Source organism: Streptomyces sp. NPDC005955 (assembly GCF_042871255.1).
GTDB lineage: Bacteria > Actinomycetota > Actinomycetes > Streptomycetales > Streptomycetaceae > Streptomyces.
This window is the reverse complement of the sequence record NZ_JBIAIF010000004.1, coordinates 484971-501044: the sequence shown is the minus strand read 5'-3', so window position 1 is coordinate 501044 and position 16074 is coordinate 484971. Positions and strand designations below refer to the sequence as shown.

The following is a 16074-nucleotide window of genomic DNA, read 5'->3' as shown; positions in this document are numbered from 1 at the left end:
TCCGGGGGCCGTGGCGGGTGGACCGCCACGCGCACGTACGAGAAAGGTACGGGGAGCGTGTCGCTGTTCTGGCGGATCTTCCTGCTGAACGCCGCCATGCTGGTCGTGGCCGCCGTCCTGCTGCTGGGCCCGGTGACGGTCTCCACGCCGGTGCTGCCGGGCGAAGCGCTCGCCGTCGTGGCGGGCCTCGCCCTGATGCTCGTCGTCAGCGCCGTCATCCTGCGCATCGGCCTCGCCCCGCTCGGCCGCCTCAACCGGGCCATGGCCACCGCCGACCTGCTGCGCCCCGGTGGGCGCCCCCCGGTCACCGGCCCCGCCGAGATGGCCGAGTTGATCGGCACCTACCACACCATGCTGGACCGGCTCGAACACGATCGGGCCAGCAGCACGGCCCTGGTGCTCTCCGCGCAGGAGGACGAGCGCCAGCGCGTCGCCCAGGAACTGCACGACGAGGTGGGGCAGACCCTGACCGCCGTCCTCCTCCAGCTGAAGCGGGTCGCCGACCGGGCGCCCGGCGAGCTGCGGGAAGAGGTCTCCCTCGCCCAGGAGGCCACCCGGGGCAGTCTGGACGAGATCCGGCGCATCGCCCGCAGGCTCCGCCCCGGAGTGCTCGACGAACTCGGTCTCACCAGCGCACTGCGCGCCCTGGTCGCCGAGTTCCCGGACCACGACGTGAGCGTCCGTCCCCGCTTCACCGGGGCCGCCGACACCGCGCCCTGTCTCGACCACGACACGGAACTCGTGCTGTACCGCGTCGCACAGGAAGCCCTGACCAACGCCGCCCGCCACGCCCGCGCTGCGCACGTCACCCTGGAGCTGCGCCGGCTGCCGGACCGCACCGAACTGCGGGTCCTCGACGACGGTCGCGGCATCGCCGGCGCTCCCGAGGGGGCCGGCATCCGGGGGATGCGGGAACGCGCCCTGTTGATCGGCGCGGAACTGACCGTGGGTCCCCGGCCCGGGGCACCGGGGACCGAAGTGCTGCTCTGCGTCCGCGAACCGCTGGAGGAATCCGACCGATGACCGCCCCCGAACCGCCCACCGCCGGCCGCACCCCCAGACCGCCGGGCCGCCGACCCGGGCAACCCGCGGGGTCCGCCCGTCCGCCGGCCCCGGCGGGACGACCCACCACGGGGGCCCGGAGCGCCCCCACCCGCATCCTCCTCGCCGACGACCACGCCCTCGTCCGCAGGGGAGTGCGGCTCATCCTCGACGGCGAGCCCGACCTGACGGTGGTCGCCGAGGCCGGAGACGGCGCCGAAGCGGTGGCCCGGGCCCGGGCGGTCCCGGTCGACCTGGCCATCCTCGACATCGGCATGCCCCGGATGACGGGCCTCCAGGCGGCCAGGGAACTCACCAGGCGCCTGCCCCACCTGCGCATCCTCTTCCTGACGATGTACGACAACGAGCAGTACTTCTTCGAGGCGTTGAAGGTCGGCGCGAGCGGCTACGTCCTGAAGTCGGTCGCCGACCGGGACCTGGTCGAGGCGTGCCGGGCCGCCATGCGCGACGAGCCCTTCGTGCACCCGGGGGCGGTGCCCGCACTGGTGCGCGGCTATCTGGAGCGGGTCAGAGCGGGCGAACGGCTGCCCGCCCGCACGATCACCGAGCGCGAGGAGGAGATCCTCAAGCTGGTGGCCGAGGGGCACACCTCCAAGGAGATCGCGGACCTGCTGGTCATCAGCGTCAAGACGGTCGAGCGGCACCGGGCCAACCTGCTCCAGAAACTCGGCCTCAAGGACCGCCTGGAACTCACCCGGTACGCGATCCGGGCCGGCCTCATCGACCCCTGAGGGTCAGGCGCTCCACTGCCGTACCGCGGCGAGCGCCCGGTCGGCGTGCACGTTCATCCGCAGCTCGCTGCGCACCACCTCCAGGACCGTGCGGTCGGTGCCGATCACGAAGGTGACCCGCTTGGTCGGCGCGAGCGAGAACCCGCGCTTCACCCCGAACCGTTCCCGCACCGCCCCGTCCGGGTCGGCGAGCAGCGGGTAACCGAACGCGTGCCGGTCCGCGAACTCCTTCTGCCGTTCGACGGCGTCCCCGCTGATCCCGACCGGCTGGGCGCCCGCCGCCCGGAACTCGGCCGCCAGGTCGCGGAAGTGACACGCCTCGGCCGTGCACCCCGACGTCATCGCGGCGGGATAGAAGAACAGCACCACCGGACCGTCCAGCAGCAGGTGCGAGAGCGTACGGGAGGTTCCCGTCTCGTCCGGGAGCGTGAAGTCCTCCACCGGGTCACCGACGTTCATGCGCGTGTACGTCCCTTCGTCGGGCCGGGGCCGACGAGCCGTGTCCCGGCGTCCTGCCGGACGGTAGCCCAGGGCCCCGCGCCCGCGCGAACCGGCCCCGGTCCCACCGCAGCTGAGGATCGCGCGGCGGCCACCGGCCGGTCCGCACCTGCGGCGGGACCGGCCGGTGGCGGGGGAGTGGTGGGGTGCGGGGAACTGGGCGGCCGTCACTTCTGTTGACGGCCGGTCCGCATCGCCGCGCCCACGCACACCAGCCCGAGCACGAACGTCAGCGCACCCACGATGACGTTGTTCAGGATGACACCGGTGTCGGGGCTGCTGCCGACCACCCAGGGCGCGATGACCAGCCAGGCGCCCATGGCGCACATGGCCCAACTGAGGCCGTACATCCTGGCCGGCATCGCGGTGAACCCGAGGGCCAGCGCCGCGATCGCGATGCCCACGATCAGGTTGTGGGTCGCCAGGGTGGGCTGGCCGGCCGCGAAGTGGACCGTCCACGGGGAGATGGCGCAGTAGAGACCGACGAGGAACACCGGTCCGTCCACGAGCGCCACGTCGCGGCCACCGAGTACGCGTTCGTACCGGGCCCGCATTTCGGATGCATCAGGGTGGGAGGTGATGTCCGCCCTCTGATGTGAGACGTCGGCCATGGGACTCGACTCCTTCGTTCCGCCGGTGCGATCGAACGGGTGCGGCGCCTTTGCGCCGCATGTGTCGATATGTCCATAGTGCTCTCATTTTTTCTTTATGTGTAGGCCGCTGACGGGGAACTTCCTCCCGGAGTGCCTGACCCGCTCCGCGTCCGCCCCCGGCGGGAAGCGCCGGACGGGACGGACCGGACGGTATGCGCCGGACGGGACGGGCGGACCCCGGGGTCACCGTCCCCGCGGCCCTCAGCCGGAAGCGTCCGGCAGCGAGATCCGGAGTTCCCCGCAGCCCACCCGGGCCGCCTCCGCCCGCACGTAGCCGGGCAGCAGGGCACGGACGTCGCCGGCGCGCTCCCCGTCCTCGGCGGCGACCAGGAAGACCACCGGACCCGTGGGGCACTCGGCCCGGAACGCCCCCAGGTCGGCGCGGACGACCCCCCGCCCCCGGTCGTGCCGCACGGGCGTCCCGGCGTCCGTGGCCAACCGGTCGAAGACCTGCGCCAACCGGGGATCGGAGACCGTCATCAACCGCAGGTCAGGACGGTCCGGGCCGTTCCCCCGGTCACAGGTGCGGACCGGGCCCGCGCCCTCGGTGACCAGGGGCCGGTACTCCTCGTACGTCCGCTTCCCCGGCAATCGCAGCCCCTTGATCCCGCAGAACGCGTCGGCCGCCTCGTCCCGGTGCTCGGGGGGCGCGGGCAGGTCCTTGACGGGATCGGGGACGGTACCGGGGCAACCCTCCCGAGTCGTGAGGGCGTTGACCGCGCGGACCACCGAGCGGGCCAGTACGGCGCGGTCCCGGACGTCGACCTCGTCGCCCGCGTTCCCCGCACCGTTGACGACGTCCACGACCGTCGGCCCTTCGCCCTGGTCGGCCCGACCCGTGCAGCCGTCCGGCAGGGCCAGCCACGCCCGGGTGTCCGAAGCCATGCCGAGCAGCCCGCCGCCGAGCGGGCTGAGCCGCGCGCCGAGGAACTCGTCCGCCCACCGGCCCGCCCCGGCGTACCGGGTGTCCAACCGGTGCACCCGCACGGTGACCTGCCAGGTGTCGCTGGTGAGACGACAGGTGCCGGCCGGGCCGGACAGGCTGCGCCGACCCTCCCAGAGCGGGAGTAGTGCCCCCGTCACGTCCGGGGAGCCCCGGAACAGCCGCTCCACGTCCGCGTCGTCGAACGTTCCCCCGCACCAGCTGGCCGCCCGCGCGAACGGCCCTGTTTCGGCCCGCCACGCGGTCACCCCGGCACCGAGCAGCGCGCCCACGGTCGCGGCGATCAGCGCCGTGCGCGGTGCCCCGCGCAGCAGACGGCGCGGATGCCACCGGGGGGCCCGGGCGTCGGGAGCGTGCGGGGCTTCGGGCGTGGTGGTCATCGTCTGTTCCCAGGGTGCGCGGGGGCGGGTGGTCGGCGGCTACGGGGGCGGGTCACGGGCGGGGCGCCACGGCGGGACACCCCAACCGTGCGGCGACGGAGTCGGCGAACGCTCCCGCCCGCTCCTCGTTCATCCCGCTCATCACGAACGCCACCGGGCGGCCCGCGCACTCGGTGCGCAGCACCCGGTGGTCGGCGGTGAACGAACCGGTGGCGCGCCACCCCTTCGCCGGGGGCCGGTTCCCCACCGCCCCGTCCAGCAGGGTCACCAGCCGGGGTTCGGCCACCATCAGCGCCGAGAGGTGGGTCCCCGTGCCGTTGCGGTACCCGACCGAACAGGACTGGAGGTCGGGGCCGACCGTACCCACCTGGTAGCCGGCCAGGAGGGCGGCGGTCTCCTCGTCCACCTCCAGGCCGGGGATCCGGCACAGCGGCGAGTGGGCGAACCGTTCCGGGTCCTCGGGCAGGGTGAGCACGGGGGAGTCCGTGCGCACGGCGGGGCCCGCGCAGCCCGCGCGTTCCTTGGCCGCGTTGGCCGCGGCCACCAGCAGCCGTGCGGTGCTCGTCGCGCCGCCGAACCCGGTGGACGCGGCCCGGCGGCCGTCGCCCGTGCTCCGGCTGGACTCCGCGGTCAGCGTCACCGTCGTCGGGCGACCGTCCGGGGCGTCACAGCGCTCCGGCAACACCAACAGCCCCGAACCGCCGGTCACGGCGCCCGGCAGCCCGTCCGGGAGGGGCACCGCGGAACCCCCGAGGTGGGACAGCAACCAGTCCCACCTCGGGGCGGCCTCCTCGGGCGCGGGCCCGTACGTCACGGTGATCTCGGACCGTAGGTCCTCCTCACCGCCGGAGCCGATGCTGAGCGTGCAGACTCCGTTCGGGCGGTCCGGGGTCGGCCCCCGCTCGGTGGCGGTGCGGGCGCCGCCCTCCGCCACCCGGGCGTCGGAGAGGAACGAGGGGCCGCTGTTCTCCTGCCAGGCCCCCCAGCAGTAACGATCCTCCTCGTCGAACGGCCACCGGTCCGTCGCCCAGCCGGTGGTGAGCAGCGCCGCCAGCAGGACGAGCACCGCGCCCCCGGCGAACACCGCCCGCCAGCCCCGCCGTCCGGGCCCGGCCCCGTTCGTCCGTCGTCCGTCGCCCGTCGAAGGGTCGCCGCCCATCGTGCCCACCCCGTGCCCCTCGCCGTTCCCCGGTCGTGTGATCCGTCCCGCACCCGCCACCTGTGCGGCTTCCCGTCCGACGACGCGCGGCCGTCAGCTGCGGTTCCCCGCCTCCGCGGCCGTCGGCGCACCGGTCGGTGCGGTACGGGTGCGCGGTCGCGTCACGACGGGGGTGAGCGTAGCGGTCCGGGTGCGGGGACCGTCAGGGCGCGGACGCCCGCAGGGCGAACAGGTGCGGCACGCGCGGCGCCTCGTCGGGCAGCCGCCACCAACCGGAGGGCGTGCGGACCATGCCGGGCCACCGCGGCCACGGCAACTCGTCGTGCTCCCGCAGCACCTCGATGCGCAGCCCCGCGCCGACGACCGCGGTCACGACCTCACCGAGTCCGTGCATCCACTCGAAGCAGTCCGTCGCCCCTTCGACGGCCGGACCGTCCGTGTAGGTGTACCGGCCGTCCCGGTGGATCGCGCCCCGCCCCGCCAGGTAGTCGTGCCGCAGGAGGAGTTCCGGCCCGTCATCGGCGCCCGGCTTGGGGCCGAGCGCATTGAGCAGGGGATGGAACTCCACGAGGTAGAGCTGCCCGCCCGGACGCAACAGCGCGGCCACCGTCCGGGCCCAGCGGTCCAGGTCCGGCAGGTAGCACAACGCCCCCTTGCCGGTGTACACCAGGTCGAACCGCCGCCCCTGGAGCGCCTGTTCGGCGTCGTACACATTGCCCTGCACATAGGTCACCTCGGCGCCGGCCCGCGCGGCGATGGACCGCGCCGCGGACACGGAGGACCCCGACAGGTCGAGGCCGACGGCCCGCGCACCGCGCTCGGCGAAGGCCAGGGTCTCGGTGCCGAGGTGGCACTGGAGGTGGACCAGGTCCCTTCCGTCCAGTGGTCCCAGGTCGTCCCACTCGAAGGGGGCGAACCACCGGGCCGGATCGAGGTCCTCCTCCAGCCCGTAGAAGGTGCTCGCCAGATGAACCGGAGTGCGCGCGTCCCAGTTGGCCCGGTTGGCGTCCATCATGCGCAGCGCCTCGTCCGGCAGGGCGTCCGGCCCCGCCGTGGCCATCGGCCGTACGTCCGGGCGCCCGTGAACCTCTTCGTCGGTGTTCTTGATCGCGTCGGTCATGCCCCCATGGAACCGTACGGACCGGCCTCCCCGCGCCCCGTCCCAGGAACGCGGGGCCGGCCGGCCCCGGGCGAGCGCCGAAGGACCGGGGTCGGCGCTCGCGGGTGTCACCCCTGCAACGGTGCGCCTGCCCCGGTCGGCGCCGAACATGCCCCCGTCCTCACGGGACGACGCACCCGTCCTACGGCACGACGCCCCGTTCCCGCGCAATCGTTCATATGACCGCCCCGGCGGTCCGCCCGGCCGTCGTCTTGACCGATTCCGGAACGGACGCCCAGGATGCCCGTACCCGCACCGCGGTGGGCGGGTACGGGCCGGCCGTCCGCCGGAGCACGTCGACCCCGTCCGACGCGAGAGGCAAGCGAGCCGTGACCCCGACCGGCCTGAGCGCCACCACCCCGTCCGTCCGTCCCCGCGCAGCCGTCGCCATGTCCCAACAGGCCGCGACCGCCCTCCTCGAACCGGAGACCCTGGCGGCGCTGGCGGCCGTCTGCGACCTCCAGGCCCTGCCGGTCCTCGACGACTTCGACACCGATCACGCCCGCGCCGCCCTCGCCGACGTCGAACTCCTCGTCACCGGCTGGGGCTGTCCACCCCTCGACGCCGGGGTACTGGCAGCCGCACCGGGGCTGAGGGCGGTGGTCCACACGGCCGGCTCGGTGCGCCACCACATCACCGACGCCTGCTGGGACCGCGGGATCGAGGTCTCGTCCGCCGCCGCGGCCAACGCCCTGCCCGTCGCCGAGTACACGGTGGCGATGATCCTGCTCTCCGGCAAGCGCGTGGTCGAACGCGCCCGCGCCTACCGCGGCGCCCGCACCCGGGACGAGGGGTTCGGCATCCCCCGCAGCGACGGCAACTACCGGCGCACGGTGGGTGTCCTGTCCGCCTCCACCATCGGACGGCGGGTGCTCGAACTCCTGCGTCCGTACGACCTCCGACTCCTGCTGCACGACCCCTACGTCACCGACGAGGAGGTGCGGGCCCTCGGAGCGCGACCGGTCGGGCTCGCCGAACTCTTCACCGCCAGCGACGTGGTGAGCGTCCACACGCCCCTGTTGCCCGAGACGGAAGGGCTGGTCAGCCGGGCTCTGCTGACCTCGATGCGGCAGGACGCGGTGCTCGTGAACACCGCGCGGGGCGCCGTCGTCGACCAGAGCGCCCTCACCGACCTGCTGCTGACCGACCGGATCCGGGCGGTCCTCGACGTCACCGACCCCGAGGTGCTGCCGTCCGACCATCCGCTCTGGGAGTGCGACAACGTCCTCATCACCCCGCACCTCGCGGGCTCCCAGGGCAACGAGTGGCGGCGGCTCACCGATCTGACGGTCGCCGAGGTCACCCGGTGGGCGCAGGGCCACGGCTTCGCCCACCCCGTCCTGCGGACCCGGCTGCCCTTCATGGCCTAGCCACCGGCCGCGCCCCGCCCCCGAGCGGTGCGCCGGGCGCCGGTGGCTTCACTCCTGGGGCGGGATCAGTTCGTGGACGTCGAACAGGACCGCCGCCGGCACCCCCGCGGCCCGTCCGGCGGCCTCGGCCATGCCGCTCAGGAACGCCCGCGGATCGAAGGCGTGCTCGCCCAGGCCCGCGATGTACGCGGCGTGCGCCGAGAGGGAGGCGATGCCCCGTTCCAGGGGTTCGCCCGTCACCTCGACGCTGTGCGTGGGACGTTCGGCGCCCGCGACGCACACCATGCGGACCCCGTCCCAGGGGGTGAGGCCCTCATCGGCGAGTTCCGGGAAGATCCACCGGTTGCCGGCGTCCCGGGCCGCGTCCAGCGCGGCGAGTCCGACCGCCCGGTGATCCGCCTGATTGGTGTAGCCCTCCACCATCCGGATCGCGAACTCCCCGGTCACCACCACGTCCGGACGGTGGGTGCGGATCGCCCGCGCGATGTCCCGGCGCAGGTCCAGGCCGTACTCGACGGCGCCGTCCCGGTGGCCGAGGAACTCCACGGTGCTGACGCCGACTTCCCGCGCACCGGCCCGTTCCTCCCGTTCGCGCAGCGGCCCCGCCTCCTGAGGGTGCAGGGTGGCGATCCCGGCCTCGCCCCGCGTGGCCAACAGGTACGTGACCTGTTTTCCCTGTGCCGTCCAACGGGCGACGGCCGCGGCCGTGCCGTACTCGATGTCGTCGGGGTGCGCGACCACGGTCAGGCACCTGTTCCAGTCCTCGGCCAGCGGGGTGAACGCCCCGCTCACGGCCTGCTCCGGCGTGTCCATCACCCCATCATGCCCTTCCGCCGGTCTGCTCGGCCGCCCGGGCGGCGGCCCCGGCGACCGATCCCCGGTACAGCGGTCCGTGGCCGGGGAGCAGCACGTCCCCGTCCAGTTCCGCGATGGTGGGGAGGGAGGCGACGGCCCCGGCGCGTTCGTGGTCGAACATCGGCGGCAGCAGTTGGGGACCCCGGATCCGGGACGTGGAGTGTCCGCAGACCAGGGCGTCGCCGGAGATCACCACGCCCTTCGACGGCAGGTGGTACACGCAGTGGCCCGCCGTGTGGCCAGGGGTGTGGACGGGCACCGGCCGCCCCGGCAGGTCCAGGGCGCCGGCCACCGGGAAGGCCCGCGCCCCGGTCACCGGGACGTGCTCCGTCCCGCCCGAGCGCAGCACCCGTACGGCCCACGGCAGGACACCGGGTCGCCAGGCGTTCGCCAGTACGGTGCCCACCCCGATCTGGTGCAGGAACTCCCGCCGCGCGTGGGGCACTTCGCTCGGATGCAGCAGGACGGGGATGCCGTGGGCCCGGCTCAGGTGCTCGGCCGAGCCGATGTGGTCGTTGTGCGCATGGGTGACGAGGACCGCGACGACGTCCCCGGGCCGGTGGCCCAACTCGGCGAGCGAAGCGAGCAGCCGCGGCCGGTCCCCGGGGTAGCCGGTGTCCACCAGGGTCACCGCGTCCCCGTCGGCGATGACCACCCAGTTGGTGTCGCTGCCGTGCACCAGGTGCACCCCGGGTGCGGCCTCCACGATCGTGCCCGTGTGCATGGCGCCCCTTTCCTCCTGCGTTCGCCGCCGTGGCGCGTCGGGGAACGCCCGGCCGGGCGTCCGGGGCACCGCGGTCGGGCCGTGCGGAAGGCTACGGGAGCGGAGGTTCGGGAGCGAGGAACGGCGGGCCGGACTCCGGTGCGTGTCCCGGTCGGGCGGCCCGGCGCGGGAGGAGCAGCGGGGTGGCGAGCAGGAGCACCCCGGCGGCCGCGATCGCGGTGCGGGGGCTGGTGAGGGCGGCCAGCAGGCCCCATCCGGCGGTCAGCACCGCGATGCAGGCACTGGTGCTGACCGACCAGGCGGTCAGGGTGCGGACGGTGCGGTCGGGGTCGGTGTGGTCGAGCCGGTAGGTGGCCAGTACGGGGTTGAACAGGCCGCAGCAGGTCACGAGGCCGAGTTGGACGGTGATGACGAGGACGATCCCGGCTGCGCCCGGTGGGACGAACGCCAGCCCGAGGGGCCAGCAGGCGCGCAGCGTTCCCGCGACGAGGAGCACCCGGTGCTGTCCGTGGCGCGCCACGAGCCGGTGCGCCAGCCGTGAGCCGACGAGGCCGCCGATGCAGGGCAGGGCGAACACGAGACCGTACTGCCAGGGTGCGAACCCGAGGTCGCGCAGCAGGAGCACCGCGAGCAGCGGCTCGGAGGCCATGATCAGACCGTTGACCAGGATCGTGTTGAGGAACAGCGGGCGCAGCGCGGGGCGGGTGAGGATGTGGCGCCACCCTTCGAGCAGATCGCGTGCGCGCGGTCGTGGTGCGCCGGTCCGCACGGGGCGGGGTTCCGTCCCGCCGATGGAGCGGATGCCCAGGGCCGAGAGCAGATGGCTGACCGCGTCGACGAGCACGGTCGTCACCGGACCGAACATCCCGATCGCGGCCCCGCCGAGGGGTGGTCCGACCATGGTCGCGGTCCAGGTCGTGGACTCGAACCGGCTGTTCGCGACGAGCAGGTCCGCCGCGGGCACCAGCGACCTGAGGTACGCGCCGCTGGCCGCCCTGAAGGCGATGCCGGCCGCGGCGACGACCACGGACACGACGAGGAGTTGGGCGAAGCTCAGCACCCCGCACACGAAGGCGGTGGGGATGCTGAGCAGGGCCGCGCACCGGGTGAGGTCCATGGCCACCATGACCGGTCGTTTGCGGCGGAACTCCACCCACGGGCCGAGCGGCACCGCGAGCACGGCGCCCACGGCCCGTCCGGTGGCAGCCAGCGCCGCCACCTGGGCCGGCCCGGACTCCAGCACGAGGACCGCCAGCAGCGGAAAAGCGCCGAACCCGAGGGAGGTGCCGTACGTGCTGACGGCGTACGCGGCCCACAGCCGTCCGAACCGGCGCCCCAACGTCCGTCTTCTTCCGCTCACCCGGGCGCCTCCGACGGTTCGCACGTCCTCACTGACCGTCGGTATCCAAGCGGGGTGGGGGTCCCCCGATCAAACAACCGGTCCGGGGGTGGGCACAACCGGCCGTGGTGCCCGGGCGGTGGCCCCTCGTGCGGACCGCACCCGGTCGGTGCCGGCTCCACGGCCCCGGACGTGCCGCGTCGCCGCGTCCCCGAGGGGACGCGGCGACGCGGTGGTGTCCGGAGTCCGTCCCGGACGTCGGGGCCTTCGGTCAGCGGATGTTGACGTCGATGCAGGCGTAGAAGGCGTTGGGCGTGTCGGCGATGTTCCACACCGCGAGCACCTTCTGCTTGCCCGAGGCGCCGAGGTTGACCGAATGGCTCACCGTCGAACCGGGCTGGGCGCCACCGTCGTTGAACTCGGCCACCTTGCGGCCCCCGACGTAGTACTGCCAGGTGCTCGTGGCGTGACGGGCTGTCAGTCGCCAATTGAACTGAGTGGTGCGGCTGACGGGAGTGGCCGTCCAGTTCTTCCCGTCGTTGTCGAGTTCGGCGAAGCGGGCGTTGCCGCCGCTACAACTGCGCAGCCCCTTGGGGCCTTCCACGCTCTGCGGCTCGTACTTGATGTCGCCGCAGCTCACCGTTCCGGCAGCGCACTGCGCCTGCCTGCTGGGCGGGGACGAGACGTAACCGTGGGCGCTGGCCGTGGAGGCCGGGAGGCTCAGGGCGATGGCGGGGGCGAGTGCGACGCCGATGATCGCGGCGGTCTTCTTCCTGGAGTGCACGGTCTCTCCTTCGTTTCGGAGCCGTCCCGGTTCGTTCCGCGGGGCGTGGGGAGCCCGGGCGGGGCGGGACGGCCACTCGTGGGTGGGGCCAGGAGTCGTGGCCGTCCGCGTACCGAGGGTGCGGAACGGGCCACGTTCATCCGGAAGGATTTGCTCTGCTTTGCTGACTGGTTCAGACCATACCGATGGCTCGGGAAGCGTCAAGAGGGGTGGAAGGAAGTCGAGTTGGGCATCGGGCGGTGCCGGGAATGTCGTGGCGGGGGTGGGTCTGTCACCGGGGGCGGGGACGACGGAATCCGGGAGAGACCGACATGTCGCCCCGCGGGGTCGTCGGTGCGGGGACGGATACCGCAGGCAACCATTCACCGCATCCCCGCGTCGGGTTCACCCTTCCTCCCCGGAGCGCGGCCGAAACGATCCGTGCCGTTTCGGCAACGGGCGCACCCGCACCGGCGACGGCCCGGCCGAGCGGCAGGAGACGGGAGTGCGGGAGGCGACGGGAGCGCGCTCAGGAGGACGGGGCAACCAACCCCGCCTCGTAGGCGAGGATCACGAGGTGCACCCGGTCACGTGCGTCGAGCTTGGAGAGCAGCCGGGTCAGATAGGTCTTGGCGGTGGCGACGCTGATGGAGAGCCGATCGGCGATCTCGGTGTTGGACAGGCCCTTGCCGACCAGGGTGAGCACCTCACGTTCCCGGTCGGTGATGCGCCGGAGCTCCGTCCGCGGTCGCGGCTCCGGCGCGGGGCGGGCGGCGAACTCCTTGATCAGCCTACGGGTGACGCTCGGCGCCACGAGGGCGTCACCGGCGGCCACCACGCGGACCGCGGCAAGGATGTCGTCCAGCGCCATGTCCTTGACCAGGAACCCCGAAGCGCCGGCGCGCAGCGCCCCGTAGACGTAGTCGTCGTCATCGAAGGTCGTCAGGACGACGACGCGGGCGCCGCTGGTGCCCCTGGTGATCAGCCGGGTGGCCTCGATGCCGTCCGTGCCGGGCATCCGGATGTCCATCACCACCACGTCGGGGGCGAGTTCCCCGGTCAGCCGGACCGCCTCGGCGCCGTCCCGGGCCTCGCCCACGACCTCGATGTCCGTGGTGTCGGTGATGACCATCCGTAGGGCGGCGCGGACCAGGGGCTGGTCATCGGCGAGTACCACGCGGATGCTCATCGGGCTTCCGTCGTCGCTGCGGGTCCGGTGCCCGCCGCGGTCGGCAGGGGAAGTCGGGCGGCCACGCGGAAGCCGCTGCCCGCACGCGGACCGGCGGTGAAGCGGCCGTCCAACAGGGCGACCCGCTCCCGCATGCCGACCAGGCCGAACCCGGTGCCCACGGCCGCCGTGCGCTCGGTGTGCTGGATGTGCTGGATGTGCTGGGTGTTCATGCTGCTCTTCCCTCGGTCGACGACCTCGACGAGGAGTTCGTCCTCGCGGTAGTCGACCGTCACCTGACAGCGGTCGGCGGCCGAGTGCCGTACGACGTTGGTCACCGCCTCCTGGACGATGCGGAACGCCGCGAGGTCGATGTCGGCGGGCAGCGGGCGGCGCCGGCCCCGCCACCACACCTCCACGCGGACGCCGGCCGCCGTCGTCGTCGCGGCGAGCCGTTCCAGATCCCCCAGCCCGTCGGCCGGCCCCGAAGGAGCGGGTGCACGCCCCCGGTCACGGCCGGTCGGACCCTGATCCCCGTGGGCGGGTTCCTCCTCCCGGTCGGCCTGCCGCAGCGCCCCCAGCAGCCGCCGCAGTCCCGTGAGCGTCTCGCGCCCCACGTGTTCCACCGTGACCATCGCCTCGCGGGCCCTGGCCGGCTGGGTGTCCACCACCCGGGCTGCGGCCCCGGCCTGGAGGGCGATGATGCCGATGCTGTGGGCGACCGTGTCGTGCATGTCGCGGGCGATGCGCAGCCGTTCGGCGGTGACGGCCTGGGTGGCGGCCCGGGCGTGCAACTCCGCGGTGTGGGCCCGCGCTTGGTGCACCGAGTTGCCGATGAGCCAGGCGATGACGACCGTCAGGGCGACGAACGGTTCGGAGGAGGTGCCCGACTCCTCCCCCCTGACCCACCGCAGGACCAGGTAACCGGCGAGCACGCCCAACGCGCCGCCGGCGGCGACGATCGCGGTACGCCGGGTCCGGGTGGCCGCGACGTAGCAGAGGGCGACGTCCACCGCCAGGAACGGGAGCGGCAGGACCTCGTTCTGCCGCCAGGCCACCGACGAGATGACCGTGCCGACGAGCACCAGCCCGTAGGCCGGCGCGGTCCGTCGGCGCAGCAGTGCGCTGCCGGTCAGCACCACCAGGAAGGCCAGGGCGAGCAGCGCCCGGGCCGTGAACGAGTCGAGCCCGTCCCGGGGATGGCTGAGGGAGTACTGCTGCCGCGGCGGCATCAGCACGTACTCCACGACGGGCTGCACCGTGGCCGCGACCCACACCAGCGCCGTCCACAGGCCCGGCGGTACGCGTTTGAGCAGCGGCAACGGCGGGGGTGCGGAGGCGGGCATGCCGAGATCGTAGGCGGGTACCCGCAACGGGGCATCGTTCTGCGGTCGTACAGCCGGGGTCGACACCCGCACTCGGCGATTGTCAGCACCGGTCCGACGACGGGCGGTGGCGCCGAACGGCACCGTGGACACCGTGATCGAAGTCAACGCACTCACCAAGAGGTACGGCGGTACGACCGCCGTCAAGGACCTGACCTTCACCGTGCGCCCCGGCCGGGTGACCGGCTTCCTCGGGCCCAACGGCTCCGGCAAGAGCACCACGCTCCGGATGGTCCTCGGCCTGCAGCGGCCCACCAGCGGCACGGCCACCGTCGAGGGACGGCCCTTCGGCGACCGTCGTCGGGGCCTGCGTCAGGTCGGCGCCCTCCTCGACGCGCACGACGTGCACGGCGGGCGCAGTGCCGTGGCGCACCTGGCGACGCTGGCGCGCAGCAACCGTATTCCGCGGTCCCGGGTGGACGAGGTGCTGCGGGAGGTCGGTCTCGCTGCGGTCGCCGGGCGCCGCATCGGCGGGTTCTCGCTCGGTATGAAGCAACGGCTCGGCATCGCGTCCGCCCTGCTCGGCGACCCCCCGGTCCTGCTCTTCGACGAACCCCTCAACGGCCTGGACCCCGCCGGAGTGAAGTGGGTACGCGAACTGTTCGGTCGGCTCGCCGCCGAGGGGCGCACCGTGTTCGTCTCCAGCCATCTGATGTCGGAGATGGAGCACACCGCCGATCAGCTGGTCGTGATCGGCCGCGGCGAGTTGATCGCGGCCCAGAGCCTGGCGGAGTTCTCGGCCCGCAGCGACCGGCAGCGCGTCACCGTGACCACGCCCGCCGCGACCGCCCTGCGGGACCTGTTGACGGCCGAGGGCGCGGCCGTGCACCTCGAAGGCGCGCGGCTCACCGTGAGCGGCCTGACCGCGGCGCGGATCGGCGAGGTCGCCCAGGGGCACGGCCTCCCGCTGCACGAACTCGCCAGCGCATCGGCCTCCTTGGAGGAGGCGTTCATGGAACTCACCGCCGAACGGGTGCAGTTCCCCGGAGGAGGGGAGTCCCGATGACCGCCACCGCCAACAGGACCGGCCCCGTACCCGCCCGCACCCCCCGCGCCCGCTTCGGTGACCTGGTCGCCGCCGAGTGGGGCAAACACCGCTCGCTGCGCTCGACCTGGATCGCCTACGGGGCCGCCGCCCTGGCCGTCATCGGCTTCAACGTGGGCACCGCCTACGACACGTACCGCACCTGGGAGCTCCAGGTGGCGGGGGACCGCGGCGCGTTCGTCGGGGACGGGATCGCGTTGCAGCACGCGTTCACCGCGAACGCGGCCCTGCTCCTGGCCCTCGCCCTCGGCGCGATCGGTGCCCTCACGATCATCGGCGAGTACAGCACGGGCACCATCCGGACGACGTTCGCGGCCGTGCCGGCCCGCCGCTCGGTGATGGCGGCCAAGGCGGTCGTCGTCACCGTGGTCACCACCGTCTTCGGCACGGTCGTCGCCGGGCTCTCGTTCGCCGTGACGCAGGCCCTCTTCGACCGTCGCGACGTGGGCGTCTCCCTCGGCGACCCGGGAGCCCTCCGCGTCGTCGTGGCCTCGGCGCTCCTCGCCCCGGTGTGTGCGCTCGCCGGCCTGGCACTGGGTGCCGTCATCCGGCACACCGCCTCCACCATGATGACGACGGTGGTGGTCACCGCGCTGCTGCCGCTGTTCCTCACCGACGGCCGCCACTGGTCGGCGGTCGCCGGACACACCCTGCCCTACCGTGCGTGGCTCCGGCTCGTCGACGTCGACCACGCCCCGGTCGCCTTCCCGTGGACCACCGGCGGAGCCTGGACCGTCTACGCGGTCTGGGCCTGCGCCGCCGGTGTGATCGCCGTCATCGGGGTCCACGCACGGGACCAGTGAGCGGCCGGGGCCGTCCCGGGGACACCGGGCGACGAGG

16 protein-coding genes are annotated in these 16074 nt (G+C 73.6%); 5 read left to right on the top strand and 11 right to left on the bottom strand.

Annotated elements, in window-relative coordinates:
- The first annotated feature begins 57 nt into the window (after positions 1–57).
- Together ACFYOU_RS13890 and ACFYOU_RS13885 are read left to right on the top strand one after the other, a co-directional pair.
- Complete coding sequence (locus tag ACFYOU_RS13890; RefSeq protein ID WP_391305581.1) at positions 58–1023, top strand: histidine kinase; 966 nt, start codon at positions 58–60, stop codon at positions 1021–1023.
- Positions 1020–1793, top strand: coding sequence for a response regulator (locus ACFYOU_RS13885; protein ID WP_391305579.1), 774 nt, complete (start codon positions 1020–1022; stop codon positions 1791–1793). The genes ACFYOU_RS13890 and ACFYOU_RS13885 overlap by 4 nt, the downstream gene beginning before the upstream one ends.
- A gap of 3 nt (positions 1794–1796) precedes the next feature.
- Here ACFYOU_RS13885 and ACFYOU_RS13880 read toward each other — a convergent pair whose 3' ends face one another.
- The 5 genes from ACFYOU_RS13880 to ACFYOU_RS13860 all read right to left on the bottom strand — a co-directional run bounded on the left by ACFYOU_RS13880 (position 1797) and on the right by ACFYOU_RS13860 (position 6486).
- Positions 1797–2252, bottom strand: coding sequence for a peroxiredoxin (locus tag ACFYOU_RS13880; protein ID WP_387001252.1), 456 nt, complete (start codon positions 2250–2252; stop codon positions 1797–1799).
- A 206-nt stretch (positions 2253–2458) separates the two neighbouring features.
- Positions 2459–2902 (bottom strand): SPW repeat protein, encoded by a 444-nt coding sequence (locus ACFYOU_RS13875; RefSeq protein ID WP_389766224.1) that lies wholly within the window; start codon positions 2900–2902, stop codon positions 2459–2461.
- A 243-nt stretch (positions 2903–3145) separates the two neighbouring features.
- On the bottom strand, positions 3146–4267 hold the full coding sequence (locus ACFYOU_RS13870; protein ID WP_391305577.1) for a hypothetical protein: 1122 nt from the start codon (positions 4265–4267) through the stop codon (positions 3146–3148).
- Positions 4268–4319: 52 nt separating this feature from the next.
- On the bottom strand, positions 4320–5426 hold the full coding sequence (locus tag ACFYOU_RS13865) for a hypothetical protein (RefSeq protein WP_391305575.1): 1107 nt from the start codon (positions 5424–5426) through the stop codon (positions 4320–4322).
- Between the two features lie 202 nt (positions 5427–5628).
- The gene (locus tag ACFYOU_RS13860) at positions 5629–6486 is read right to left on the bottom strand and encodes a methyltransferase (protein WP_391305804.1); all 858 of its coding nucleotides are present in this window, start codon (positions 6484–6486) and stop codon (positions 5629–5631) included.
- 488 nt (positions 6487–6974) lie between these two features.
- Between ACFYOU_RS13860 and ACFYOU_RS13855 the strand changes: the two genes are divergently transcribed.
- Positions 6975–7955 (top strand): hydroxyacid dehydrogenase, encoded by a 981-nt coding sequence (locus ACFYOU_RS13855; protein ID WP_389766447.1) that lies wholly within the window; start codon positions 6975–6977, stop codon positions 7953–7955.
- 48 nt (positions 7956–8003) lie between these two features.
- Here ACFYOU_RS13855 and ACFYOU_RS13850 read toward each other — a convergent pair whose 3' ends face one another.
- The 6 genes from ACFYOU_RS13850 to ACFYOU_RS13825 form a co-directional block, all read right to left on the bottom strand.
- The gene (locus ACFYOU_RS13850) at positions 8004–8768 is read right to left on the bottom strand and encodes a PIG-L family deacetylase (protein ID WP_391305573.1); all 765 of its coding nucleotides are present in this window, start codon (positions 8766–8768) and stop codon (positions 8004–8006) included.
- A gap of 7 nt (positions 8769–8775) precedes the next feature.
- A complete protein-coding gene (locus ACFYOU_RS13845; RefSeq protein WP_391305571.1) occupies positions 8776–9534 on the bottom strand; it encodes an MBL fold metallo-hydrolase in 759 nt (252 codons plus the stop codon).
- Between the two features lie 91 nt (positions 9535–9625).
- A complete protein-coding gene (locus ACFYOU_RS13840; RefSeq protein ID WP_391305570.1) occupies positions 9626–10894 on the bottom strand; it encodes an MFS transporter in 1269 nt (422 codons plus the stop codon).
- 250 nt (positions 10895–11144) lie between these two features.
- A complete protein-coding gene (locus tag ACFYOU_RS13835) occupies positions 11145–11657 on the bottom strand; it encodes a lytic polysaccharide monooxygenase (RefSeq protein WP_391305568.1) in 513 nt (170 codons plus the stop codon).
- 508 nt (positions 11658–12165) lie between these two features.
- On the bottom strand, positions 12166–12825 hold the full coding sequence (locus tag ACFYOU_RS13830; RefSeq protein WP_391305567.1) for a response regulator: 660 nt from the start codon (positions 12823–12825) through the stop codon (positions 12166–12168).
- Positions 12822–14150 carry a histidine kinase gene (locus ACFYOU_RS13825; RefSeq protein WP_391305565.1) on the bottom strand — a complete coding sequence of 443 codons (1329 nt, stop codon included), beginning with the start codon at positions 14148–14150 and terminating at the stop codon, positions 12822–12824. Before ACFYOU_RS13825 ends, ACFYOU_RS13830 begins: the two co-directional genes overlap by 4 nt.
- Before the next feature lie 133 nt (positions 14151–14283).
- Between ACFYOU_RS13825 and ACFYOU_RS13820 the strand changes: the two genes are divergently transcribed.
- Both ACFYOU_RS13820 and ACFYOU_RS13815 read left to right on the top strand, forming a co-directional pair.
- Positions 14284–15195, top strand: coding sequence for an ATP-binding cassette domain-containing protein (locus ACFYOU_RS13820; RefSeq protein WP_391305563.1), 912 nt, complete (start codon positions 14284–14286; stop codon positions 15193–15195).
- Positions 15192–16037 carry an ABC transporter permease subunit gene (locus ACFYOU_RS13815; protein WP_391305561.1) on the top strand — a complete coding sequence of 282 codons (846 nt, stop codon included), beginning with the start codon at positions 15192–15194 and terminating at the stop codon, positions 16035–16037. Before ACFYOU_RS13820 ends, ACFYOU_RS13815 begins: the two co-directional genes overlap by 4 nt.
- Positions 16038–16074: the final 37 nt, after the last annotated feature.